This window comes from Streptomyces sp. MA5143a, from assembly GCF_900290235.1.
GTDB lineage: Bacteria > Actinomycetota > Actinomycetes > Streptomycetales > Streptomycetaceae > Streptomyces.
In genome coordinates, this window is the sequence record NZ_OLMK01000066.1 from 31380 (window position 1) to 54310 (window position 22931).

The following is a 22931-nucleotide window of genomic DNA, read 5'->3' on the forward strand; positions in this document are numbered from 1 at the left end:
GCTCAACCGCGACCGCCGAATGGCACGTCCCTTGGTACCCGCACTCCCCCCGCCACCCAAAACCCCCCATCTACGACACAAGGCCGTACAAACCCTCAGCCCTCCCACTCGCCACTTCATCCCCCAAAACCCCCGAAGCCGTGCACCTCAACCCACACCCACTCAAACAACGCACCAAAAGTCCGTTTTGCCCCATCGCCGCCCCGCAACTATTCCACCTAGTACGTGACGCAGGCCCTATGCCCCATGTCACCGCCCCCACCCGAAAACCCCCACCCAAATGTGACCCGGACTACGCGCCACGCCCCCACGAATTCAGCGGCACTCCTAAGCTGAGCCGTGATCCACCACACCTGGGGGGAATGAAGTGGAGTCCTCGGTCTTAGGTCTGCGCCTGGCGTCCAGCCTGGTGACACCGCTGATCAGAAAACTGTTCGTCCAAGAAGGCGCGGGCGCGGGGCTCGTCGACAGACCGGTACGGATTTCCGGAATCGTGTCGTTCAAAGGCGAGAAACGGACGCTCGACGGGCGAGACGTCAGCAAAGTGGCTGCCCAACTGGTCGACCGCGCGCAGAGGGCCGGCGAACGCTCCTTTCCCGCTCACGAGGAACCGGCAGTCGTCACCGCCCTCACCCAGACGCTGTACGCCCTCGGGGACCTCACCATGACCGACGTACAGGCGGTCGAGCTGGGCGAGGAGGCGCTCGCACTCCAGCTCCGTTCCCGCAGCCGGACGGTGACGCACCACCTCTCCTTCGAGTCGACGCTCTTCTACGAGCGCGTGCTCACCGCTGCCTGCCTCCACATCCTGCACTTCTTCACCCAACGCTCCACTTTCGTGCCCCGCACTCTCGTGGAGCAGACCCGCCGCCAGGCCGAGCTCATCGCCAAGGTCGACGCACTGATCGCCCGCACTCCCATGACCGGCGGCACCGACTCCGCCTTCGAACACCGTTATCTCGCCCATGTCAGCACCAGACACAGCCACCTCACGATCTACGGCATCGACCTGGTCAACTCACCCGAGCGCTGGCCCCTCGACGTCGCCTACCTCGGCCTCCAGGCGCTGCGCTCCGCCGAGGACGACGAGACGGCCGGCTCCTACGGCACGCGCACAGCGGCGGCGGCCGCGAAGCTCCCCGCCGAAGAGGCCCTCGCGGACCACGAGCGGGTCTTGCTGCGCGGGGTCGCCGGCTCCGGCAAGACGACTTTGGTGCAATGGCTGGCGGTGACGACGGCCCGAGGCGAACGCGGGGACCGTATCCCCTTCGTACTGCCCCTGCGCACCTTGATCCGTCGACCCGACGGCCTCCCCTCCCCCGACGCGTTCCTGGCCGCCGTACGTGCCCCCTTCCACGCCGCCCAGCCCGCCGGCTGGGTGGACCGCGTCCTCACCGCCCGCAGGGGTCTGCTCCTGGTCGACGGAATCGACGAGATCCCCGAACGCGAACGGGAGCGCACCCGCCGCTGGCTGCGCGAGCTGCTGGAGGTCTATCCGGGCAACCGGTGGCTGGTGACCTCCCGTCCCTCCGCCGTACGGGAAAACTGGCTCGCCCCCGACGGCTTCACCGAACTGGCCCTGTCTCCCATGAGCCCGGACGACGTGGCCGCCTTCGTCGCCCGCTGGCACACAGCGGCCCAGGTCGATGCTCGCGCGTCCGAGCGGGAACGCCTCCTCAACCACGAGCGCTCCCTCCTCGACGCCGTCCGCACCAAACCCGACCTCGGCCGGCTCGCCACCAACCCCCTGATGTGCGGTCTGATCTGTGCCCTCCATCACGACCGACGCGGCCATCTCCCGCACGGCAGACGGGAGCTGTACGACGCCGCTCTGTCGATGTTGCTGTGCCGCCGCGACGAGGAACGTGACATGTTCCCGCGCATCGACGGCGGTCGGCCCGCCGGTGTGGACGGAATCCACCTCACCGAGCTCCCCCAGATCCAGCTCCTGCAGCGCCTGGCGTACTGGCTGATCCGCAACAACCAGTCGGAGATGGATCGTGAACGCGCGGTCCGGATCATCGCCGACGTCCTGCCGTCCCTTCCGGCGGCAGCCGCCCAGGGCGACGCCGAACAGATCCTGCGCCACCTTCTCCTGCGCAGCGGTCTCCTCCGCGAACCGACCTCGGACTCCGTGGAGTTCGTCCACCGCACCTTCCAGGACCATCTGGGCGCCAAGGCCGCCGTGGAGGATGGCGACTTCGGCCTCCTCGTACGCAACGCCGAGGACGAACAGTGGGCCGATGTGATCCGCATGGCCGTCGCGCACGCCCGACCGCGGGAACGGGCAGGTCTGCTCGGGGACCTGGTCGACGCCGCGGCGGGCGCCCCGGACACCTCCCGCAGCGCACGGATACGTCTGCTCGCCCTCGCATGCTTGGAGCACGCCACGGAACTCGATCCGCGGGTCCGGGCGGCCGTGGAGGAAGCAGCGGCCCCGTTGATTCCTCCCCGCACCACCGAGGAGGCCCGGCTGCTGGCTTCCTGCGGTCCGCTCGTGCTGGAGCTTCTGCCGGGGCCGGAAGGGCTCACAGACCGTGAGGCGCGGGCCGTCGTCCTCACCGCGTCCCTCGTGGGTACCGACGCCGCTCTGCCCGTCCTCGCCCGCTTCCGGTCCCACCCGTTCCCGCCGGTCCGCGCCCAGCTTGCCTGGACCTGGCACCGCTTCGACACCCGCCGATACGCCGAGGAGATCATCGCCGACCTCCCCGCAGACGATCTCTACGTCAGCGTCCACTCGGCGGAGCACGCCCGGGAACTGCGCGCCCTCGGCGGACGGGGCCGCGTCCAGATGGTGGGCGACCACGACTGTGCCGCGCTCCGTGCCGCCCTGCTTCCCGGGCAACTGCGCGCACTCATCCTCCGGGACAACCGAATTCTGCGGAGTCTGGGCTTCCTCAGGGGACTGGACCGGCTCACTCATCTGGACATCCACGGCACCGGTCCCCACGTCGACGATCTGACGCCGCTGACCGAACTTCCGCTCACCTGGCTGGCCTTGAATAGCCTGCCGGGACTGGAAAGGCCGGGTGCTCTTCATGTTCTCTCGGCTTCACCGACGCTGGAGTCGCTGGACCTCGGTATCCCGTTGTGCGCCGATTCCGTCGACGAGGCCCTTCCGCCGGGGCTGCCGCTGGAGTATCTGCGATTCACCAGAAGCGCACTCAAGCACACCGCTCTGCGCGGACTCGGACAACTGCGCTCAGTGAAGACCCTGAGTCTTGCCAAGCTCCTCGAAAGGCTCACCGCGGACGACTTCGGGGAGATCGCCCGCATGCCCGCCCTGGAGAATTTGCGCGTCAACTGGAACGCCGTCGGGTGGGAAGCGGGCCCCGTTCTGCCGAACGTCACCCACCTACGGCTCAACTCGTTCACGGGGACCGAGGACCTCTCGAAAGTGCCGGAGCTCTTTCCCAACCTGCGGACCACCACAATTCACCTCGCGCCGGACGTCGACACGGTCCCGGAGCGCGTTCTCGGGCTTCTGCCGGTGCCGGTCGCCGTGGAACGGTCGGACAGCGTGCTCTGAGCCCACCAACACGCCGTCCGCCACGCGAAAAGGGGGCTGCCCCGGGACCGAAGTCCCGGGGCAGCCCCTTTGAACGCTCAAGCCTCGCGCAGCGGACTACGCGTCCTTGCTCAGGTTCGGACCGGCGCCGCCGGCCGCCTGCTCGATCGGCGGGACGTCGGGCAGTGCCGACTTCTCCTCGCCGCGGAAGGTGAAGGTCTGGGTGTCGCCCTCGCCCTCCGTGTCGACGACCACGATGTGACCGGGGCGCAGCTCGCCGAAGAGGATCTTCTCGGACAGCGTGTCCTCGATCTCGCGCTGGATGGTCCGGCGCAGCGGCCGGGCGCCCAGCACGGGGTCGTAGCCCTTCTTGGACAGCAGCTCCTTGGCGGACTGGGAGAGCTCGATGCCCATGTCCCGGTCCTTGAGGCGCTCGTCCACCTTGCCGATCATCAGGTCGACGATCCGCAGGATGTCGGCCTGGGTGAGCTGCGGGAAGACGACGACGTCGTCCACGCGGTTGAGGAACTCGGGCCGGAAGTGCTGCTTCAGCTCGTCCGAGACCTTGTTCTTCATGCGCTCGTAGTTGGTCTTCGTGTCACCCGAGGCCGCGAAGCCCAGGTTGAAGCCCTTGGAGATGTCCCGCGTGCCGAGGTTGGTCGTCATGATGATGACCGTGTTCTTGAAGTCCACGACCCGGCCCTGGGAGTCGGTCAGACGACCGTCCTCCAGGATCTGCAGCAGCGAGTTGAAGATGTCCGGGTGGGCCTTCTCGACCTCGTCGAAGAGGACGACGGAGAACGGCTTGCGGCGGACCTTCTCGGTCAGCTGGCCGCCCTCCTCGTAGCCCACGTAGCCGGGGGGCGAACCGAAGAGACGCGACACCGTGTGCTTCTCGCTGAACTCCGACATGTCGAGGGAGATCAGCGCGTCCTCGTCGCCGAAGAGGAACTCGGCGAGCGCCTTGGACAGCTCGGTCTTACCGACACCGGACGGGCCGGCGAAGATGAACGAACCACCGGGACGCTTCGGGTCCTTCAGACCGGCGCGCGTACGGCGGATCGCCTTCGACAGCGCCTTGACGGCGTCGTCCTGGCCGATGACCCGCTTGTGGAGCTCCTCCTCCATGCGCAGCAGGCGGGAGGACTCCTCCTCGGTGAGCTTGAAGACCGGGATGCCCGTGGCCGTGGCGAGGACCTCGGCGATCAGCTCGCCGTCGACCTCGGCGACGACGTCCATGTCGCCGGCCTTCCACTCCTTCTCGCGCTTGGCCTTGGCGGCGAGGAGCTGCTTCTCCTTGTCGCGCAGGGAGGCGGCCTTCTCGAAGTCCTGCGAGTCGATCGCGGACTCCTTGTCGCGGCGGACACCGGCGATCTTCTCGTCGAACTCGCGGAGGTCCGGCGGCGCGGTCATCCGGCGGATGCGCATCCGGGAGCCGGCCTCGTCGATCAGGTCGATCGCCTTGTCCGGCAGGAAGCGGTCCGAGATGTACCGGTCGGCCAGGGTGGCGGCCTGGACGAGGGCCTCGTCGGTGATGGAGACGCGGTGGTGCGCCTCGTACCGGTCACGCAGACCCTTGAGGATCTCGATCGTGTGCGGCAGGGACGGCTCGGCGACCTGGATGGGCTGGAAGCGGCGCTCGAGGGCCGCGTCCTTCTCCAGGTGCTTGCGGTACTCGTCCAGGGTGGTGGCACCGATGGTCTGGAGCTCACCGCGGGCCAGCATCGGCTTCAGGATGGAGGCCGCGTCGATGGCGCCCTCGGCGGCACCCGCACCGACCAGCGTGTGCAGCTCGTCGATGAACAGGATGATGTCGCCGCGGGTGCGGATCTCCTTGAGCACCTTCTTCAGGCGCTCCTCGAAGTCACCGCGGTAGCGGGAGCCGGCGACCAGCGCACCGAGGTCCAGGGTGTAGAGGTGCTTGTCCTTGAGGGTCTCGGGCACCTCGCCCTTGACGATGGCCTGAGCGAGGCCCTCGACGACGGCGGTCTTGCCGACGCCGGGCTCACCGATCAGGACCGGGTTGTTCTTGGTACGGCGGGACAGCACCTGCATGACCCGCTCGATCTCCTTCTCGCGCCCGATGACCGGGTCGAGCTTGGACTCACGAGCGGCCTGGGTGAGGTTCCGGCCGAACTGGTCGAGGACCAGGGACGTGGAGGGGGTGCCCTCGGCGGGACCGCCGGCGGTGGCGGTCTCCTTGCCCTGGTAGCCGGAGAGCAGCTGGATGACCTGCTGCCGCACCCGGTTGAGATCTGCGCCCAGCTTGACCAGGACCTGGGCGGCGACGCCCTCGCCCTCACGGATCAGGCCGAGCAGGATGTGCTCCGTGCCGATGTAGTTGTGGCCCAGCTGAAGGGCCTCGCGGAGCGACAGCTCCAGGACCTTCTTGGCACGGGGGGTGAAGGGGATGTGGCCGGACGGGGCCTGCTGGCCCTGACCGATGATCTCCTCCACCTGCTGGCGGACCGCCTCGAGCGAAATCCCGAGGCTCTCCAGGGCCTTAGCGGCGACACCCTCACCCTCGTGGATCAGGCCCAGGAGGATGTGCTCGGTGCCGATGTAGTTGTGGTTGAGCATCCGGGCTTCTTCCTGAGCCAGGACGACAACCCGCCGCGCGCGGTCGGTGAACCTCTCGAACATCGTTAATCGCTCCTCAGAGCGGTCAGGCAGTAAGGGGACGCTCCCCTCTCTGTCCTTCCGCAGCTTAGTCCCGCAAGCGGGGACCGCTCATTCCAACTGCCGACACCGTCCGGTTCACCTCCGCTCTCGCGGAGACAGAAGTTGCTGCCTCCTGGGTCCCGAACGCCGACATCTGCTCCAACCCGATGGTGCGAGACGATGTTCCCGCAGGCCAGGCAGTTACCCTCACCATCAGTACGCCGATGGCGAACGTGAGACGGCCTTTCCTGCGTGTCGCCCCCTCCCACTAGGGATGTCTTACCCGTAGGGACTGACACTCCATGCCGGGTGCACCGGTTCCCTCCGCTAAGGGCGAACATCCTTGCGTCGCCACCCACCGCTGAACGCCCCCTTTCCCTGCACCCTGTGCATCCGCTCAGACACCCAGCGTAACTCCGGGCCCCTTTGCGCGGTTGCTGCTGACATGGCCATCGTCCCCCTTCCTCGCCGACCGCTCGACCCGAGCGACATCTCGGGCGACGTCTCGGGCGACATCCGGTGCGACATCCGGTGCGATACGCCGGGCGACAGCCCGTGCGACGCCCCGGGCGACGCCCCGGGCGACCTCCCGTCCGAGGCGGTACGGCTGTGGTACGAGAACGATCTCGGCTGGGCGACCGTGCCCGGGACGCCCGTACACCTCATTACGGGGCTGCGCTTCGATGTGCTCGACGTGCCGGCGGAGGCGGGGTTCGCGGCGCTGCGGCACCTGGGCCCGATTCCCGGGCCGGGCTCGCCGGTGGCGCTGCGCGACGGGCGGATGTGGCTGCTGGTCGCGGCGGGCGGCGCCGAGGAGGTGCCGGGGCTGCTGGAGTGGCTGGACTGGGGCGGCCTCGACCTGGACCTCACAGCCGTGGGAACGGGCGGTCACATCGAGGCGCCGGCACCCGCGGGCGGGGCCACGGGGCGCGGGGGCATGCCGGAGGGCACCGGTTCACAGGGGGCCGCCGTATGGCTGCGGCCCCCCGAGCCGGGACGCGAGGTGGAAGCCTCGCTGCCGACGATGTCGGCGTTGGGGGGCGCCACGGGCACCCCCGACCTCGTACGGGTGGTGGACACGGTGGCGACGCACTGCCACCGCGTCCGGTTGCGGCGCGCGAGCACCGGACCGTCCGAGTCTCAGCCGTTGGCCTTCTCGTAGGCCTCGCGGATGGCGGCGGGGACACGACCGCGGTCGTTGACCTCGTGGCCGTTCTCCTTCGCCCAGGCGCGGATGGCCGCGGTGTCCTGGCTGCCGCCGGAAGCCGCACGGGCCTTGCCGCGCCCTCCGGCAGCACGGCCTCCGGTACGCCGACCACCCTTGACGTAGGGGTCGAGAAGGCCGCGAAGCTTGTCCGCGTTGGCGGTCGTGAGGTCGATCTCGTATGTCTTGCCGTCCAGCGCGAACGTCACGGTCTCGTCCGCCTCGCCGCCGTCGAGGTCGTCGACAAGAAGGACCTGAACCTTCTGTGCCACCGGATTTCCTTTCATCGATAACTACGGGGCGGAGGACCTGCGGCGTCCGCCGCTGTTTCACGTCCCCTGTTATATGCAGTACTGCAGTACGTCGGAAAGCAAACCGCTTTTCCAGGAAAAACACAAACCCCTGGGAGAGACCGGGGAGAGGGTGAGGAGAGACCGGGGCGCCCGGGGCAGACCGAAAAGATGCGCGTTTCGGACATAGGGAACCCGGGCAAGGCGGCGGCACCGGAATAGCGCTTGAGGCTCGTTCGGAAGCCGTCAGTCCTTGCCGATCGCCCGACGATCACAGATGCAGAAGCATCCGGCTGTTGCCCAAGGTGTTCGGTTTCACTCGTTCGAGACCGAGGAACTCCGCGACGCCCTCGTCATAGGAACGCAGCAGCTCCGCGTAGACATCGGTGTCGACGGGCGTCTCGCCGATCTCCACGAAGCCGTGCTTCGCGAAGAACTCGACTTCGAAGGTCAGACAGAAAACCCGGCGAACACCCAGCCAGCGAGCGGTCTCCAGCAACTTCTCCAGCAACCGGTGACCGACCCCGAGTCCCTTCGCCTCCGGGTTCACCGCGAGAGTGCGGACTTCCGCGAGGTCTTCCCACATCACGTGCAGCGCCCCGCAGCCCACGACCTCCGCGTCCGCGCCGGAGCCCCGCTCCGCCACCCAGAACTCCTGGATGTCCTCGTAAAGCGTCACCGTCGCTTTGTCGAGCAGGATGCGGCGCTGGACGTAGGAGTCGAGGAGCCGGCGTACGTGCGGGACATCGCTGGTCCGAGCCCGTCGGACGGTGAGGGCTTTAGCGGTGACTTCGGGACTCTCTGCTGGCATGAGCGGACGCTATCGCCCGGGGTGGTCCGGGGATTGGCCGGGGGTGCCCCTTGTTTCGCCGGACGATTCGGTGGATTCGCCGCCGGTTTCGGCAGGGGTTTCGGCATCGGGGGCGGGCGGCGCGAGCGCTTCGGGACCTTGCACGATGCGTACGGCGTCGGTGAGGGACTGCCGCTGTTCCTCGCTCATCATCCCGAAGAAGGCGACGAGAGCGGCTGCCGGGTTGTCGCTCTGCGACCAGGCCTCGTTCATGAGAGCGGCCGCGTAGGCGGCGCGGGTGGAGACCGCCTCATATCGATAGGCCCGGCCTTCCGCCTCCCGGCGCACCCAGCCCTTCTGATGGAGATTGTCCAGAACGGTCATCACCGTCGTGTAGGCGATGGACCGTTCCTGTTGCAGATCTTCCAGGACTTCCCGAACGGTCACCGGGCGGTTCCACTTCCACACCCGCGTCATGACCGCGTCTTCGAGTTCTCCCAATGGGCGAGGCACAGTTCCGCACGATATCCGGAGAAGGTGAACAAAAAGGGCGTACGACTCGAAAAACACACGAGTCGTACGCCGTTGAGGTGCGAGGCGTGGGGCGGTGAGCCTCAGCGGTCGCCGTCGGAGGCGGGGCGGGCGTGGTCCGCGCGCGCGAGCGCGGCGTCGACGGCCGCGTCCTCCTTGGCCTTGTTGGGGCCGCCCTGGGTCTTCACGATCACCCTGATCACACCGATGAACAGTGCGGCCATCACGAAGGGGGGCAGCAGCGCGGAGACGTAGTCCATGCGTCCAGGGTAGCCAGGGCTAGACGGCGGCCAGCTGGTGGGGCGGGTTCGCCGGCGGGGCACCGGGCTTCCGCTTGGGCGGGAACACCTCGCCCGGGGTGGGGATGGGCCGGCGGCCCGGCCGGGGCGCGTCGGGCCGGGGCACGGGGCCCGGCTTGTCGGCGGGCTGCGCGGGACGGGCGGGCCTGGCCGGCTTCGGAGGCTGTTCGGCGGGCTCCTCGCCGGCCGCACGCGCGTGTGCCGCCCGCGCGGCCAGGCCGCCGGGCAGGGCGGTGAGCCGACCGCGCGCGCCTGCGCCGGAGCGGGAGGCCGGGACGACCACCGTCCGCACCGCGCGCCCCGCGAAACGGGCGCGCACGTCCCGCTCCGCGAGGGAGCGGCAGCGGTCCAGCAGCGCGGCCGCCGCGGGGCTGCCGCGCAGGGCGCGCAGCGCCGCGAGGTCGTCCGACTGGGGGCGGTACCCGGCGTCCAGGGCCTCCTCCAGCAGGGCCGCGTAGCCCGTGACCGTGCCGGGGAGCGCGGCGCGGTAGCGGGCGAGGTCGGCCAGCAGGAAGGCCCTCAGGCGGGCGTCCTCGCGGGTCGCCTCGTCGACGGACTCGGCGAGCCGGAGGCAGTCCTGGACGTCCTCCGCCGAAGCGGGACTGGGGTTCAGGGCGAGGGCGAGGGCACGACGGAGCACACGCAGCTCCTCAGCGCCGAACGCCATGCCGCCGCGGGTTCCGTGGGGCGTGGGCATGCGGCGACGATACGCGCTAATCAGACAAAAGAGGCCAGCGGGTGGCGCGTGGCGCCGGGGGACCACCCACGTGGGGGGATCCTGGACGCGGGGCGCCATCCAGCTCGGGGGCAAGGGTCCGTGGGTGGCTGCGGGCGGGTGGGGGTTGTTCGCGCAGTTCCCCGCGCCCCTGGAAAGCAGGGGCGCGGGGAAGTGCGCGAGGAACCACGAACCACCCGCACCCGCAACGAACCCGCGGCCCCGAGCTACAAGGCGCCCGACGCCCCCCTCACAGGCGTGACACGTTCCGCTCGTACACCAGCCGCAGCCCGATCAGCGTCAACCACGGCTCGTGCTCGTCGATCACCGAGGACTCGCCCAGCACCATCGGCGCCAACCCACCCGTGGCGATCACCGTCACCTCCTCGGGGTCGTCCGCCAGCTCGCGGACCATACGGCTCACCACGCCGTCGACCTGTCCGGCGAACCCGTAGACGATGCCCGCCTGCATCGCCTCGACCGTGTTCTTGCCGATCACGCTGCGCGGCCGGGCGACCTCGATCTTGCGGAGCTGCGCGCCCTTGACGCCGAGCGCGTCGACGGAGATCTCGATGCCGGGGGCGATGACGCCGCCGACGTACTCGCCGCGCGCGCTGACCGCGTCGAACGTCGTCGCCGTACCGAAGTCGACGACGATCGCGGGACCGCCGTACAGCTCGACCGCGGCGACCGCGTTGATGATGCGGTCGGCGCCGACCTCCTTGGGGTTGTCGGTGAGGATCGGCACGCCGGTCTTCACGCCGGGCTCGACGAGGACCGCCGGGACGTCCCCGTAGTAGCGCCGGGTCACCTCGCGCAGTTCGTGCAGCACCGAGGGGACCGTCGCGCAGATCGCGATGCCGTCGATGCCGTCGCCGAGTTCCTCGCCGAGGAGCGGGTGCATGCCCATGAGGCCCTGGAGGAGGACGGCCAGTTCGTCGGCGGTGCGGCGCGAGTCCGTGGAGATGCGCCAGTGTTCGACGATGTCCTCGCCGTCGAACAGTCCGAGGACGGTGTGGGTGTTGCCCACGTCGATCGTCAGCAGCATGACCGGTCCCCCGTCCTCACTCGGCCGCGCGCAGGTCGAGGCCGATGTCCAGGATCGGGGACGAGTGGGTCAGGGCCCCGACGGCCAGGTAGTCGACGCCGGTGTCCGCGTACGCCTTGGCGCCCGCCAGGGTGAGGCGGCCGGACGCCTCGAGCAGCGCGCGGCCGGCGACGAGGGCGACGGCCTCCTCGCACTCCGGGGGCGTGAAGTTGTCCAGGAGGATCAGGTCGGCGCCCGCGTCGACGACCTCGCGGAGCTGGTGGAGGGTGTCGACCTCGACCTCGATGGGCACCTCGGGGAACATCTCGCGGACGGCCTTGAAGGCCTGCGCGACCCCGCCGGCGGCGACCACGTGGTTGTCCTTGACGAGGGCCGCGTCGGACAGCGACATGCGGTGGTTGACGCCGCCGCCGCAGCGGACGGCGAACTTCTCCAGGGAGCGCAGCCCCGGCGTCGTCTTCCGGGTGTCGCGAACCTTGGCCTTGGTGCCCTCCAGGGCGTCCGCCCACGCGCGCGTGGCGGTCGCGATGCCGGAGAGGCGGCACAGGAGGTTCAGGGCGCTGCGTTCGGCGGTGAGGAGGTCGCGCGTGGCGCCGGTGACGCTGAGGAGCTTCTGCCCGGCCTCCACGCGGTCGCCGTCGTCGACGTGGCGCTCGACCTCGAACTCGTCGGAGCAGGCCACCGACAGGACCGCCTCGGCGATCCTGAGGCCTGCCACGACGCCGCCCTCGCGGGCGGTGAAGTCGGCGGTGGCGCGCGCGTCCTCGGGGATCGTGGCGACGGTGGTGACGTCGACGCCGTGGTCCAGGTCCTCCTGGATGGCGACGTTGGCGATGTCCTCGACCTCGACGGGGTCGAGTCCGGCGTCGGCCAGGAGCTGGGCGAGCGCGGGGTCCAGCCCGCACTCCAGGTACTCCTCGCCCGTGAGGCCGTCGTCGGCGCCGCACGCGCAGCCGTCGCCGCAGCCACCTGCGGAGGCGAGGGGAAGTTCGGGGGTGCTCACGTCTGTCACTGCTCCTGGTGGTGCGGCCGGGTAGGGGGGAAGTCTGCGGTATCCGTGGTGTGCAGCGCGAGCGTGCGGTCCGGATTGAGCCGTACGACGATGTGGCGGCGCCAGTCGGTGTCGTCGCGGTCGGCGTGGTCCTCGCGCCAGTGGCAGCCGCGGGTCTCCTCGCGCAGCCGGGCGGCGGCGACCAGGACGCGGGCCACGCACAGGAGGTTGGTGGTCTCCCAGGTGTCGACGCCGGGCTCGGCCGTCTTGCCGTTCTCGGCGAGCGCGTCGCGGGCCTCCGCGTGGAGCCGGTCCAAAGCCGCGGCGGCGGTCGCCAGGGAGGCCTCGGAGCGCAGGACGCCGGCGCCCTCGGTCATGATCCGCTGGATCGCGAACCGTGTCTCCGGGGCGAGCAGCGGGTGCGCGGGCTGCTCGGCGTACGGGACGGGCTGGGGCACGCGCGCGTGGAGGCCGTTCTCGGCGTGGGCCGCGGCGATGTCGGCGACGATGCGCTCGGCGTAGACCAGGCCCTCCAGGAGGGAGTTCGAGGCGAGCCGGTTGGCGCCGTGGACGCCGGTGCAGGCGACCTCGCCGCAGGCGTACAGGCCGGGGACGGTCGTCCGGCCGTGGGAGTCGGTGCGGACGCCGCCGGAGGCGTAGTGGGCGGCCGGGGCGACCGGGATGGGCTCGGTGACGGGGTCGAGTCCGTTGGCGCGGCAGGCCGCGAGGATCGTGGGGAAGCGGTGCTCCCACATGGCGGCGCCGAAGTGCCGGGCGTCCAGGTACATGTGCTCGGCGCCCTGCTCCTGCATCCGGCGCATGATGCCCTTGGCGACGATGTCGCGCGGAGCCAGCTCCGCCAGCTCGTGCTGTCCGAGCATGAAGCGGGTGCCGCCGGCGTCGACCAGGTGGGCGCCCTCGCCGCGCACGGCCTCGGACACCAGCGGCTGCTGGCCCTCGGCGTCCGCGCCGAGGAACAGCACGGTGGGGTGGAACTGCACGAACTCGAGGTCGGAGACCTCGGCGCCCGCGCGCAGGGCGAGGGCCACGCCGTCGCCGGTGGACACGGACGGGTTGGTGGTGGCGGAGAAGACCTGGCCCATGCCGCCGGTGGCGAGGACCACGGCGGGGGCGTGGACGGCTCCCACGCCGTCGTGCTGGCCCTCCCCCATGACGTGCAGGGTGACACCGGCGGTGCGGCCCTCGGCGTCCGTCAGGAGGTCCAGGACGAGCGCGTTCTCGACCGTACGCAGGCCGCGCGCGCGTACCGCCTCGACGAGGGCGCGGGAGATCTCCGCGCCGGTGGCGTCGCCGCCCGCGTGGGCGATGCGGCGGCGGTGGTGGCCGCCCTCGCGGGTCAGCTCCAGGCCGCCTTCCTCGGACTCGTCGAAGTGGGCGCCGGTCGCGATGAGGCGGCGCACGGCGTCGGGACCCTCGGTGACGAGGAGGCGCACGGCCTCCTCGTCGCACAGGCCGGCGCCCGCGACGAGGGTGTCGTCCAGGTGCTGTTCGGGGGTGTCGCCCTCGCCGAGGGCGGCGGCGATGCCGCCCTGGGCCCAGCGGGTGGAGCCGTCGTCGAGGCGGGCCTTGGTGACGACGACCGTGGCCAGGCCGGCGGCCTCGCAGCGCAGCGCGGCGGTGAGGCCGGCGACGCCGGAACCGACGACGACCACGTCGGCGTCGATGGACCAGCCCGGTGCTGGGGCGTGCAGTCGTATGCCTGTGCTGCTCACGAGGCGGCTCCGAAGGTCAGCGGGATGTTGTCGATCAGCCGGGTCGTCCCCACCCGGGCCGCGACGGCGAGGACGGCTTCGCCGGTGAAGTCGTCGGGGATGTCGGTGAAGTCGGACGGGTCCACCAGGGCCAGGTAGTCCAGCTCCAGCGGTGGCTTCATGCGCAGGGCCTCGTCCAGGACCAGCCGGGCGGCGGCGCGGACGGCGGCGGGGCCGCCGGGCGCGGCCTTGGCCATGGCGTGGGCGTCGGCGGCCGCGCGGGACTCGCCGAGCGCGCTGAGGGCCTCGGCACGCGCGCGCGTGGCGGGCACTTCGCGGGCACGCGCGCGGAGCGCCTCCTGCGCGGCGTGCCGGTCCCGGCCCGCGAACAGGGCCTGGGAGAGGGCGAGGGCGGTGCGGCGTTCCTGGGCGGACAGGTAGCGGTTGCGGCTGGAGAGGGCCAGCCCGTCGGGTTCGCGGACGGTGGGGACGGCGACGACGTCCACGCCGAAGTTGAGGTCCCGGACCATACGGCGGATCAGGGCGAGCTGCTGGGCGTCCTTCTGGCCGTAGAGCGCCACGTCGGGGCGGGTGAGGTGGAGGAGCTTGGCGACGACGGTGAGCATGCCGTCGAAGTGGCCGGGGCGGGAGGAGCCCTCCAGGCGTTCGCCCATGGGGCCGACGGTGACGCGGACCTGGGGTTCTCCGCCCGGGTAGACCTCGTCGACGGCAGGGGCGAACACGACGTCGGCGCCGGACTGTTCGGCGAGCTTGACGTCGGCGTCCAGGGTGCGCGGATAGCGGTCGAGGTCCTCGCCCGCGCCGAACTGAAGGGGGTTCACGAAGACGGTGACGACGACCTCGCCCTCGGCGCCGGCGATCTCGCGGGCGGTGCGGACCAGCGTGGCGTGGCCCTCGTGCAGGGCGCCCATGGTCATCACGACGGCGCGGCGGCCCGCACGCGTGCGTGCGTGCAGTTCGTCGGCGGTGCGCAGCACGGTGGTGGTCATCCGGCGTTCCCTTCGGTCCCGGTGGTCCCGCCCGCTCCGTTGGCGAGTACCCCGAGGAGGTCCTCGGCGAGCTCCGGCTTGAGCAGGCCGTGGGCGAGGGCCCGGTCGGCGGTGGCGCGGGCCATCGCCAGATACCCGGCCACGGTGGCGGGGGCGTGCGCGCGCAGCTCGGCGATGTGCGCGGCGACCGTGCCCGCGTCGCCGCGCGCGACGGGGCCGGTGAGGGCCGCGTCCCCGGACCGCAGGGCGTTGTCGAGGGCGGCGCCGAGGAGCGGGCCGAGCATGCGGTCGGGGGCCGTGACGCCGGCCGTGCGCAGCAGTTCCATGGACTGGGCGACCAGGGTGACCAGGTGGTTGGCGCCGAGGGCGAGGGCCGCGTGGTAGAGCGGGCGGTTCGCCTCGGCGATCCACTCGGGCTCCCCGCCCATCTCGATCACCAGCGCCTCGGCGGCCAGCCGCAGTTCCTCGGGCGCCGTGACCCCGAAGGAGCATCCGGCGAGCCGCTGCACGTCCACGGCGGTCCCGGTGAACGTCATCGCGGGGTGCAGCGCGAGGGGCAGCGCCCCGGCCCGCAGCGCCGGGTCCAGCACCTTCGCGCCGTAGCGCCCCGAGGTGTGCACCAGCAGCTGCCCCGGCCGGACGGAACCGGTCTCGGCGAGGCCCTCCACGAGGCCCGGCAGGGCGTCGTCGGGGACGGTGAGCAGGACCAGGTCGGCGTGGCGCAGGACGTCGGCCGGGGGCATCAGCGGCACGTCGGGCAGCAGCTCGGCGGCGCGTCGCCGGGAGGCGTCGGAGACCCCCGACACGGCCGCCGGGCGGTGTCCCGCGAGCTTCAGCGACGCGGCCAGCGCCGGGCCGACCCGGCCGGCGCCCACGACGCCGACGGTGAGCCGCGCGGGGCGGTCCTTCGGCTCTGGTTGCTGGAATGTACTCACTCGCGGTGGCCTTCCCGTTCCAGTCCGCTCCGGGTACCGGACGATTTCTCGTCATGTTAACGCGATTGGTTCGGAGGTCGATCGGTTGTCCACAGGCTGTGGGTTTCCGCGTGGAATGTCCGCAGGTCACGGCGGTGTGAAATCCATGTGCCCGGAGGGCGGGGGCGCGGGATGATCCGGGGATGACAGACGCGGCGGAGAACACGACGGCACACACGCGCGGCGGGACGGACTCCGCGGAGGAGCCCGCGGCGAACGGAAAGCCCGAGGAGTCCGCGGCGATGTCGCGGTACCGGCGGCGGCTGATCGCGCACCGCGCGGCGGACCGCGTGCTGTCGCGGCCAGGTGCCCTGGGGACCATCAGGGAGCGGCTGGCCGTGCTCGACACGGCCGGGGACGTGTACGACCTGGACGGGTCGGCGGACATCTACGGCAACGGGGTCGTGGAGGCCCTGGAGGAGCGGACTGCCGCGCTGCTCGGCATGGAGGCCGCCGCCTTCTTCCCGACCGGCACCATGGCCCAGCAGGTGGCCTTGCGCTGCTGGGCGGCCCGGACCGGTAACCCCGCCGTCGCGCTGCACGCGCTGTCGCACCCCGAGGTGCACGAACGGAACGCGTTCAGCCAGGTCAGCGGGTTGCGCCCGGTCCGGCTGACGGGTGAGGCCCGGCAGCCGACCGCGGACGAGGTCGACGGCCTCCCCGAGCCCTTCGGGACGCTGATGCTGGAACTGCCCCTCAGGGAGGCCGGATTCGTCCTGCCCTCCTGGGAGGAGCTGACGGCGCTCACCGACGCGGCACGCGAGCGCGACGCGGTGGTCCACTTCGACGGGGCCCGCCTGTGGGAGTCCGCCACGCACCTCGGCCGCCCGGTGGACGAGATCGCGTCCCTCGCCGACAGCGTCTACGTCTCGTACTACAAGTCCCTCGACGCCTACGGCGGTGCCGCGATCGCCGGTCCCCGGACGCTGGTCGAGGACGTGAAGACCTGGCGGCACCGGTACGGCGGCCAGTTGTTCCAGCAGTTCCCGACCGCCCTGTCGGCCCTGGTGGGGCTGGAGCGGGAGCTGCCCCGGCTGCCGGAGTACGTCCGGCACGCGCGCGTGGTCGCCGCCGCGCTGCGCGAGGGGTTCGCCGAGGCGGGGGTGCCGTGGGCGCGGGTGCACCCGGAGGTGCCGCACACGCAGGAGTTCCAGGTGTGGCTGCCGTACGACGTCGACGTCGTCGCGGAGGCCGCGGTCCGGCAGGGCGAGGAGACCGGGACACTGCTGTTCGCCCGCGCCTGGGACCGGGGAGGCCCGGGACTGGCCGTCACCGAGGTCGAGGTGCGGGCGGCGGGGCTGGAGTGGACGGCGCAGGACGTACGGCGGGCGGCGGAGGACTTCGTGGAGCGGGTGAGGACGGTGCTCGGGGCATAGCCGGTCAGGGCCCTGTTCTCCGGAGGGCCGCGCCGGAGGCGTTGTCGGTGGTCGGGTGCACCATGGGGCAGTGAGCGTGCGCATCGACATCACGGGGCTGCGGCCGGAGCGGGTGGCCTTCGTCCCCTCTCCCCTGGCCGAACTCGGCATGGCGCTGCACGTGCTGGCCGAGCCGGGGCACCATCCGGGGTCGCGGGGCTGGGTGACGGGGGTGACCGCCCGGCTCGATCCGCATCTCGCGGACCGGATGTGCGAGGCGGACTTCCTGTGGCGTACGACGTTCTCGGACCTGTTCATGTCGTTCGCCGGCGTCCCCGGCCGGGACACGCTCCCCGGCGGGACGCTCGCCGAGGAGCTGGACCTGCTCGACAAGCTGACGGACGACCAGTTCGTCGACGCGGGAATGGAGTTCGTCTGCACCCCGGGCTATGACTCGCGGAAGCGGGACGTGCTGTCCGACGCGGAGACGCGTCGGCTGGCCCTGGAGCTGGCCGCCGCGCGGGGGCCGCGGCAGGTGCGGTTCGCGCAGCGGCTGCTGGCGGACCCGCCGGCCGTGCGGGCCTGGCTGCGGCAGTTCCTGGAGGACTGCGACGAGGCGTTCTTCGCCGAGACGTGGTCCCGGCTGCGCCACACCCTCGCCGGGGACGCCCGCCACAAGACGGAACTGCTGCGGCACAAGGGCCTGGCCGAGGCGCTGGACGCCGTGTCCCCGTCGATCGCCCACGACGAGGCGGCGGCCCGGATCACCGTGGACAAGCTGGTCGAGAGCCGGACCGCCACGGAGGACGGGGGACTGCTCCTCGTGCCGACCAGTCTGGGCCGGCCCCACCTCACCGTCCTGCACCGGTTCGGCTGGCAGCCGGTCCTCCAGTACCCGGTCGGTGCCGCCGAGCCCGCCGCGCCACCGTCGGTCGAGCAGCTCGCGCTGCGCATGACCGCCCTGTCGCACCCCGTCCGGATGCGCCTGTGCCGCAACCTCGCCCGCAGCGCGTACACCACGGGCGAGCTGGCGCAGATGCTGGGCATGACGGCACCGGAGATATCCCGGCACCTCGCCGTCCTGAAGAAGGCGGACCTCCTGACGACCCGTCGCCGCGGCCGGTACGTCCTGCACCAGCTGGACGTGGCGGTGGTGGCCCGCCTCGGCAGCGACTTCCTGGAAGGGGTCCTGCGGTAGGCGGGATCATCTGGCCGACAGGTGGGCGACCCGCGCCGGGCCCCGCCTCCGGCAACCGCGACCGAGGAGAGCAGGCGCACCATGCGATGGACCGTTCACGGCGAGCACACGCTGCACGACACCCCCTGGGTGCGGCTGAGATCGCTGGACGTGACCCAGCCGGACGGCACCCGCGCCGACTACCACGTCGTCAGAGTGCGCGATGTCGCCGTGACGGCGGCCGTGGACGACCGGCGCCGCGTGCTGATGATGTGGCGGCACCGCTTCGTCACCGACACCTGGGCCTGGGAGCTGCCCATGGGGCTGGTCGAGGACGGCGAGAGCCCGGAGGCCGCGGCCGCCCGGGAGTTGGAGGAGGAGACGGGGTGGCGTCCGGGGACGATGCGGGAGCTGATCCACGCGCAGCCGGCGGCCGGGATCATGGACTCACGCCACTTCGTGTTCCGTACGGACGACGCCCGGCACATCGGTGAGCCCACGGAACGCAACGAGTCGGACGAGTTGGCGTGGGTCCCCCTGGCCGACGTCCCCGGCATGATCGGCCGACGCGAGATCGTCAGCAGCGCCACACTCGTGGGCGTCATGGCGCTCCTGCTGCCCGAGACGGCGACCTGAATCGCCCGCCCGGGAACCTGCCGGGGCCGGACCGCGACCGACCTCGGCCCTGCGGAGCCGGACGGCGGCTGACCTCGGCCCTGCGGAGCCGGACCGCGACCGACCTCGGCCCGCGGGGCCGGTCTCAGCCCTGCTGGGTGCCGAACTGCCGGGTGCCCGCGGCGATCCGGCGCTTCAGCTCCAGCGCGGCGGTGATGTCCTGGCGGGTGAAGCGGGTGGGGTCCTTCGCGTACATCTCCTGTCCGAGCCGCGAGGTGAACCTGTCCTCGGGGACGCGGTCGGCGTGCTCGGGAAGGAACTTGGCGACCTCCTCCAGCGCGGCGATCGCATACGCGGTGGCCGCTCCGATCGCCCGGTGCTCGGCGAGCGGCGCGCTCAGCAGCCGTAGCCCGGACTCGGTCGACACCTGGTCGGCGACCCACAGGAACTCGCCGGGGTCCAGGACGCGCGAGGGCTCGGCGCCGCCGAACGCGGGCGGCTCCGGCGGCCGGTCGTCGGACAGCGTGAACTCGAACACGCGGGTCGTCCCGCACGCGGGGCAGACCCCCTCGTACACGCTGACGAGTGCCCCGTTCCGCTCCTCCAGGCGGTGCTGACGGTCGAAACCCGCCGCCCCGCACGCACAGGCACGCAGGTCCATGTACAGGTGCGCTTCTTGAGCCGAACGGGCGATCAACATGCCATCATCCTACGTGAGTCATGGCGCTGATCAGGGGGGATGCAGTGGAATCGGGTGCGGAGAGGCGGCTGCTCGCTGAGGCCGAGGCCGCGTTGCCCGCGGTGCTGCGGGACATCCGTCCCGGCCTGCTGACCGGTGTGTCCGCGGTCGAGCAGGACGGCCGGCGCTTCTTCGAGCTCGGCACCACGGCCGGCGACAGAATCGAACTACGCCTGGACACGGCGGCCCTGCCGCACCCCCTGCTGGCGCGCACCTTCACCAACACCACGACCGACCGGTACGTCGTGCAGCTCGCCGACACCCTGCGCCCGGAGCTGGCCGGGCAGGTGCTCTCCCGTGAGGTCGGTGAGCTGCTGGCGGTGCGGGACCGGTCCACCGTCGGCGCACGGGTGCCCCTGGACAGCCTGCTGACCCCCGGCGCGACACTGCCGGCACATCCGGAGCTGTCCGACGCGGACCGGGGCCGGGCCGAGGAGTTCAACTACCTGGCGGCCCGGATGAACGACGCGGACCTGGGCGCGGCGGAGCGCCTCGACGCCCGTCACCGGTTTTCGGAGCTGGTCGACGAGTCGGGGCTGCGGCCCAGGTCACCGGCCACCGACGCGAGTCACGCGATCGAGCTGTACGCGGCCGACATCCGCCAGGACGTCGTACGGCCCCTGCTGCGGGCGGGGGCGCGCGAGGCCATGGCGGAACTCGCCCGGCCGGTGGAGCGACTGGACACCGCCGACGCGCGCGCGGTCGTCGAGGCGCGGGCGGCACGGGCCTCCGAGGGGACCGCCCCGGTGGTTCCGCCGGGATTCACCATGCCGGGGCTGCGGCCCGACGGCTCGCCCGTGCCGCGGGCGGAACTGGACCGGGCCGCGGCGGAGGCAGCCGAGCGGCGGACGTCGCTCAGCGGCCGCACGCTGGAGGAGCTGCGCGCCCGGCAGGCGGCACTGCCCGAGGGCCGGCACCCGCAGTACGAGCTGATGATCGGAGGGGGCGCGGCCCTGGCGGCCCGCTCCCCGGACATGCTGCTCGTGGACGCGCGGGGACGCTGGCACGTCGACCCCATCGAGGCGATCGTCCAATCCGCCGACCAGGTACGGCATCTGCGGCAGAGCGGCATGGGCGACCCGTACCAGTTCGCCGACCCGCGGCAGCGCGTACCGCTGCCCGCGTTGCAGCTCTGGGAGGACACCGCCGCCGTCCGCGGTCCGCTCGTCGACGGGCGGGCGGAGCTCCGTGTCGGCGCCGAGGGCCGGCTCCTCGCCGAGATCAGCCCGGCGGACGGATCCGACCCGGTGACGGTGGAGGTCAAGGGTTCCCCGCTCATCGCGACCGGTATCCCGCCCGAGATCGTCCCGGGTGCCGACCGGCGGGTGCCGACCGTTCCCGAGGCGACCGAGCATCTGGCCGACGGCCTCGCCGCGCTCGGCACTCCGGAGGCCGCCGCCGCCCGCGACCGGCTGCTCTCCCTGCCCGAGGGCCAGGACCGGGCCGCGGCCTCCCTCGCCGTGCTCGCCGACGCGGGAGTCTCCGACAGCCTCGCGGCGTCCGGAGACCCCAGGGCGGCCGGGGCGATGGAGACCCTGCGGGCGACGGCCGCGTGGGAGGAGGCCCGTGCCGCGGCGCCCGGACGCGTCCTGATGGGCGACGAGGTGGGAGACGGTGACTACGACCCCTCCGTCGCCAAGGACTGGGTCATCGCCGGCGTGGGCGGCGCCGCCATCGCCAACGCCGAGATCATCCTGCGGGCCCGCCCCGACAGCAGGGTCTTCATGGTCGGCAAGGACGCGCCGTTCGTGCTGCACAACGACGCCCAGTACACCGCGCTGCGCGCCAAGCACGACGCCGAGTACGGCGGCGACGGCCGCCTCGTGACGTTCTCCGGCCGCCATCTCGGGGCGGTCGGCACGGTGACCGCGCCGGACGGCCGGGTCCGTCTCACGGCGCTGGACAGTTCGGGCAGGTCGCTCGGGGTGGAGGGCGACGCCTATGTGGCGTGCCTGGGGCGGGTCTCCCGTCTGCCGCACGCCGTGGACTCCGTCGAGTCGTGGGCGCGGTCGGCGGGCGGGGAGGTCCGCGGCGAGTTGCGCTTCGACAAGGACCGCCAGTACCTCGGCTACCGCCTCGAGTTCGAGGCGCGCGGGCAGCGCCACGCGTGCGACGTGACGGGAGCCGCCTCGCGCATGCTTCCCACCCATGTCTTCGGCCGCGAGGACATGGCACGGCTCGCGGTCCTCAACGACAGGACCACTCCGCCGGAGAGCGGCAATGTCGCCGCCGGTTTCATGGCGACGGCCCTCCAGGGCAGCCACCTGGCCCGGCACACCGCCGCCGAGCGTGAACAGCGACAGGGGCCGCCCATGACCAACGGGCCGGCCGGGCCCGCCGGGGCGGCCGCCCCGGGCGACGCCCGGCGTGCCGCGAGCGCGGCGGCGGCCCGGTCCCGCTCGGCCCCCCGGACGACACCGGGCCAGAACCGACCCACGGCCCCCGGCCCGGCCGTGCCACCGCCGCACCTGCGCGACCGTCCGGGGCCGGAGCCCGGTCGTGGGCGGGGTCCAGGCGCCTGACGAACGCCGGGGCCGCCGCCGGCGGTCGCCGACACGGGCCTGGCGCGGGCGGGTGCGCGGCCGGCGTCCACCGGGGTCACCCTCCTGTGGACGCCGGGGAGTCGGCCGGCTCAGCCGTGGCCGCCGGCCCTGACCAGCCCCGTCTCGTAGGCGAGGACGACGACCTGGACGCGGTCGCGCAGGCCCAGCTTGGTGAGGATGCGGCCGACGTGGGTCTTGACCGTGGCCTCGGACAGGACGAGACGGGCGGCGATCTCACCGTTGGACAGGCCCTGGGCGACGAGGATCATCACCTCGCGTTCGCGTTCGGTGAGCCGGTCCAGCTCCTTGCGCTCGGGGTCGGCGGCACCCGGCAGCATCGGAGCGAAACGGTCGAGCAGCCGCCGGGTGGTGGAGGGCGCCACGACGGCGTCGCCGCTGTGCACGGAACGGATCGCGGCCAGCAGTTCACCGGGCGGCACGTCCTTGAGCATGAAGCCGGAGGCACCCGCCTTCAGCCCGGAGAACGCGTACTCGTCGAGGTCGAAGGTGGTCAGGATGAGCACCTTCGGCGGGTTCGGCTCGGCGCAGATCCGGCGGGTCGCCTCGACGCCGTCCAGCTTCGGCATCCGGACGTCCATGAGGACCACGTCCACGGCCGTCGACCGCACCACCTGGAGGGCCTCCACGCCGTCGCCCGCCTCGGCCACGACCTCCATGTCCGGCTGGGCCGCCAGCACCATCCGGAACCCGGTGCGCAGCAGCACCTGGTCGTCGACGAGCATTACGCGGATCGCCATCGGGGTCCTCT

General features: G+C 71.9%; 19 protein-coding genes. 6 read left to right on the plus strand and 13 right to left on the minus strand.

The window, feature by feature from the left end; translation table 11 throughout:
* Positions 1–367: 367 nt before the first annotated feature.
* On the plus strand, positions 368–3529 hold the full coding sequence (locus SMA5143A_RS26320; protein ID WP_107465324.1) for an NACHT domain-containing protein: 3162 nt from the start codon (positions 368–370) through the stop codon (positions 3527–3529).
* Positions 3530–3625: 96 nt separating this feature from the next.
* Here SMA5143A_RS26320 and SMA5143A_RS26325 read toward each other — a convergent pair whose 3' ends face one another.
* Positions 3626–6151, minus strand: coding sequence for an ATP-dependent Clp protease ATP-binding subunit (locus tag SMA5143A_RS26325; RefSeq protein ID WP_055538661.1), 2526 nt, complete (start codon positions 6149–6151; stop codon positions 3626–3628).
* A 463-nt stretch (positions 6152–6614) separates the two neighbouring features.
* Between SMA5143A_RS26325 and SMA5143A_RS26335 the strand changes: the two genes are divergently transcribed.
* Positions 6615–7331 (plus strand): SCO3374 family protein, encoded by a 717-nt coding sequence (locus tag SMA5143A_RS26335; RefSeq protein ID WP_107465325.1) that lies wholly within the window; start codon positions 6615–6617, stop codon positions 7329–7331.
* Here SMA5143A_RS26335 and SMA5143A_RS26340 read toward each other — a convergent pair.
* The 10 genes from SMA5143A_RS26340 to SMA5143A_RS26385 all read right to left on the minus strand — a co-directional run bounded on the left by SMA5143A_RS26340 (position 7310) and on the right by SMA5143A_RS26385 (position 15694).
* Entirely contained in the window at positions 7310–7645 is a 336-nt protein-coding gene (locus tag SMA5143A_RS26340) for a histone-like nucleoid-structuring protein Lsr2 (protein ID WP_055538663.1), read from the minus strand. The genes SMA5143A_RS26335 and SMA5143A_RS26340 overlap by 22 nt on opposite strands.
* Positions 7646–7934: 289 nt before the next feature.
* Positions 7935–8474 carry an amino-acid N-acetyltransferase gene (locus SMA5143A_RS26345; protein WP_055522484.1) on the minus strand — a complete coding sequence of 180 codons (540 nt, stop codon included), beginning with the start codon at positions 8472–8474 and terminating at the stop codon, positions 7935–7937.
* A gap of 9 nt (positions 8475–8483) precedes the next feature.
* Complete coding sequence (locus SMA5143A_RS26350) at positions 8484–8930, minus strand: BlaI/MecI/CopY family transcriptional regulator (protein ID WP_375136548.1); 447 nt, start codon at positions 8928–8930, stop codon at positions 8484–8486.
* Between the two features lie 137 nt (positions 8931–9067).
* A complete protein-coding gene (locus SMA5143A_RS26355; protein WP_099967052.1) occupies positions 9068–9244 on the minus strand; it encodes a hypothetical protein in 177 nt (58 codons plus the stop codon).
* A 19-nt stretch (positions 9245–9263) separates the two neighbouring features.
* A complete protein-coding gene (locus SMA5143A_RS26360; RefSeq protein ID WP_107465327.1) occupies positions 9264–9950 on the minus strand; it encodes a hypothetical protein in 687 nt (228 codons plus the stop codon).
* Positions 9951–10248: 298 nt separating this feature from the next.
* Positions 10249–11046, minus strand: a complete 798-nt coding sequence (locus SMA5143A_RS26365; RefSeq protein ID WP_055513136.1) for a type III pantothenate kinase — start codon at positions 11044–11046, stop codon at positions 10249–10251.
* Positions 11047–11062: 16 nt separating this feature from the next.
* Positions 11063–12049, minus strand: a complete 987-nt coding sequence (gene nadC / locus SMA5143A_RS26370; protein WP_107465328.1) for a carboxylating nicotinate-nucleotide diphosphorylase — start codon at positions 12047–12049, stop codon at positions 11063–11065.
* A gap of 5 nt (positions 12050–12054) precedes the next feature.
* Positions 12055–13770, minus strand: a complete 1716-nt coding sequence (locus tag SMA5143A_RS26375; protein WP_107465329.1) for an L-aspartate oxidase — start codon at positions 13768–13770, stop codon at positions 12055–12057.
* A complete protein-coding gene (gene panC, locus SMA5143A_RS26380; protein WP_107465330.1) occupies positions 13767–14759 on the minus strand; it encodes a pantoate--beta-alanine ligase in 993 nt (330 codons plus the stop codon). The genes SMA5143A_RS26375 and panC overlap by 4 nt, the downstream gene beginning before the upstream one ends.
* Positions 14756–15694: a Rossmann-like and DUF2520 domain-containing protein gene (locus SMA5143A_RS26385; protein ID WP_107465331.1), complete on the minus strand. Its 939-nt coding sequence runs from the start codon at positions 15692–15694 to the stop codon at positions 14756–14758. Before SMA5143A_RS26385 ends, panC begins: the two co-directional genes overlap by 4 nt.
* A gap of 281 nt (positions 15695–15975) precedes the next feature.
* Between SMA5143A_RS26385 and SMA5143A_RS26390 the strand changes: the two genes are divergently transcribed.
* The 3 genes from SMA5143A_RS26390 (at position 15976) to SMA5143A_RS26400 (ending at position 18901) form a co-directional block, all read left to right on the plus strand.
* On the plus strand, positions 15976–17109 hold the full coding sequence (locus tag SMA5143A_RS26390; protein WP_258193765.1) for a threonine aldolase family protein: 1134 nt from the start codon (positions 15976–15978) through the stop codon (positions 17107–17109).
* Between the two features lie 70 nt (positions 17110–17179).
* Positions 17180–18286 carry a DUF5937 family protein gene (locus SMA5143A_RS26395; protein ID WP_107465333.1) on the plus strand — a complete coding sequence of 369 codons (1107 nt, stop codon included), beginning with the start codon at positions 17180–17182 and terminating at the stop codon, positions 18284–18286.
* 81 nt (positions 18287–18367) lie between these two features.
* On the plus strand, positions 18368–18901 hold the full coding sequence (locus SMA5143A_RS26400; protein WP_107465334.1) for an NUDIX hydrolase: 534 nt from the start codon (positions 18368–18370) through the stop codon (positions 18899–18901).
* 124 nt (positions 18902–19025) lie between these two features.
* On the opposite strand, the gene SMA5143A_RS26405 is transcribed toward SMA5143A_RS26400, so the two are convergent.
* Positions 19026–19580: a hypothetical protein gene (locus SMA5143A_RS26405; RefSeq protein ID WP_146193962.1), complete on the minus strand. Its 555-nt coding sequence runs from the start codon at positions 19578–19580 to the stop codon at positions 19026–19028.
* 20 nt (positions 19581–19600) lie between these two features.
* On the opposite strand from SMA5143A_RS26405, the gene SMA5143A_RS26410 reads away from it, so the two are divergent.
* Positions 19601–22141 carry a hypothetical protein gene (locus SMA5143A_RS26410; protein ID WP_146193963.1) on the plus strand — a complete coding sequence of 847 codons (2541 nt, stop codon included), beginning with the start codon at positions 19601–19603 and terminating at the stop codon, positions 22139–22141.
* Positions 22142–22251: 110 nt separating this feature from the next.
* Here the strand turns inward: SMA5143A_RS26410 and SMA5143A_RS26415 are convergent, their stop codons facing one another.
* A complete protein-coding gene (locus SMA5143A_RS26415) occupies positions 22252–22920 on the minus strand; it encodes a response regulator (RefSeq protein ID WP_107465337.1) in 669 nt (222 codons plus the stop codon).
* Positions 22921–22931 lie beyond the last annotated feature (11 nt).

Coding starts and splice junctions, on each gene's coding strand:
- SMA5143A_RS26325 (WP_055538661.1), bottom strand. CDS start 6,151: ATGTTCGAGAGGTTCACCGACCGCGCGCGGCGGGTTGTCGTCCTGGCT.
- SMA5143A_RS26335 (WP_107465325.1), top strand. CDS start 6,615: ATGGCCATCGTCCCCCTTCCTCGCCGACCGCTCGACCCGAGCGACATC.
- SMA5143A_RS26345 (WP_055522484.1), bottom strand. CDS start 8,474: ATGCCAGCAGAGAGTCCCGAAGTCACCGCTAAAGCCCTCACCGTCCGA.
- SMA5143A_RS26350 (WP_375136548.1), bottom strand. CDS start 8,930: ATGACGCGGGTGTGGAAGTGGAACCGCCCGGTGACCGTTCGGGAAGTC.
- SMA5143A_RS26355 (WP_099967052.1), bottom strand. CDS start 9,244: ATGGACTACGTCTCCGCGCTGCTGCCCCCCTTCGTGATGGCCGCACTG.
- SMA5143A_RS26360 (WP_107465327.1), bottom strand. CDS start 9,950: ATGGCGTTCGGCGCTGAGGAGCTGCGTGTGCTCCGTCGTGCCCTCGCC.
- SMA5143A_RS26365 (WP_055513136.1), bottom strand. CDS start 11,046: ATGCTGCTGACGATCGACGTGGGCAACACCCACACCGTCCTCGGACTG.
- panC (WP_107465330.1), bottom strand. CDS start 14,759: ATGACCACCACCGTGCTGCGCACCGCCGACGAACTGCACGCACGCACG.
- SMA5143A_RS26390 (WP_258193765.1), top strand. CDS start 15,976: ATGTCGCGGTACCGGCGGCGGCTGATCGCGCACCGCGCGGCGGACCGC.
- SMA5143A_RS26400 (WP_107465334.1), top strand. CDS start 18,368: ATGCGATGGACCGTTCACGGCGAGCACACGCTGCACGACACCCCCTGG.
- SMA5143A_RS26405 (WP_146193962.1), bottom strand. CDS start 19,580: ATGTTGATCGCCCGTTCGGCTCAAGAAGCGCACCTGTACATGGACCTG.
- SMA5143A_RS26410 (WP_146193963.1), top strand. CDS start 19,601: ATGGCGCTGATCAGGGGGGATGCAGTGGAATCGGGTGCGGAGAGGCGG.
- SMA5143A_RS26415 (WP_107465337.1), bottom strand. CDS start 22,920: ATGGCGATCCGCGTAATGCTCGTCGACGACCAGGTGCTGCTGCGCACC.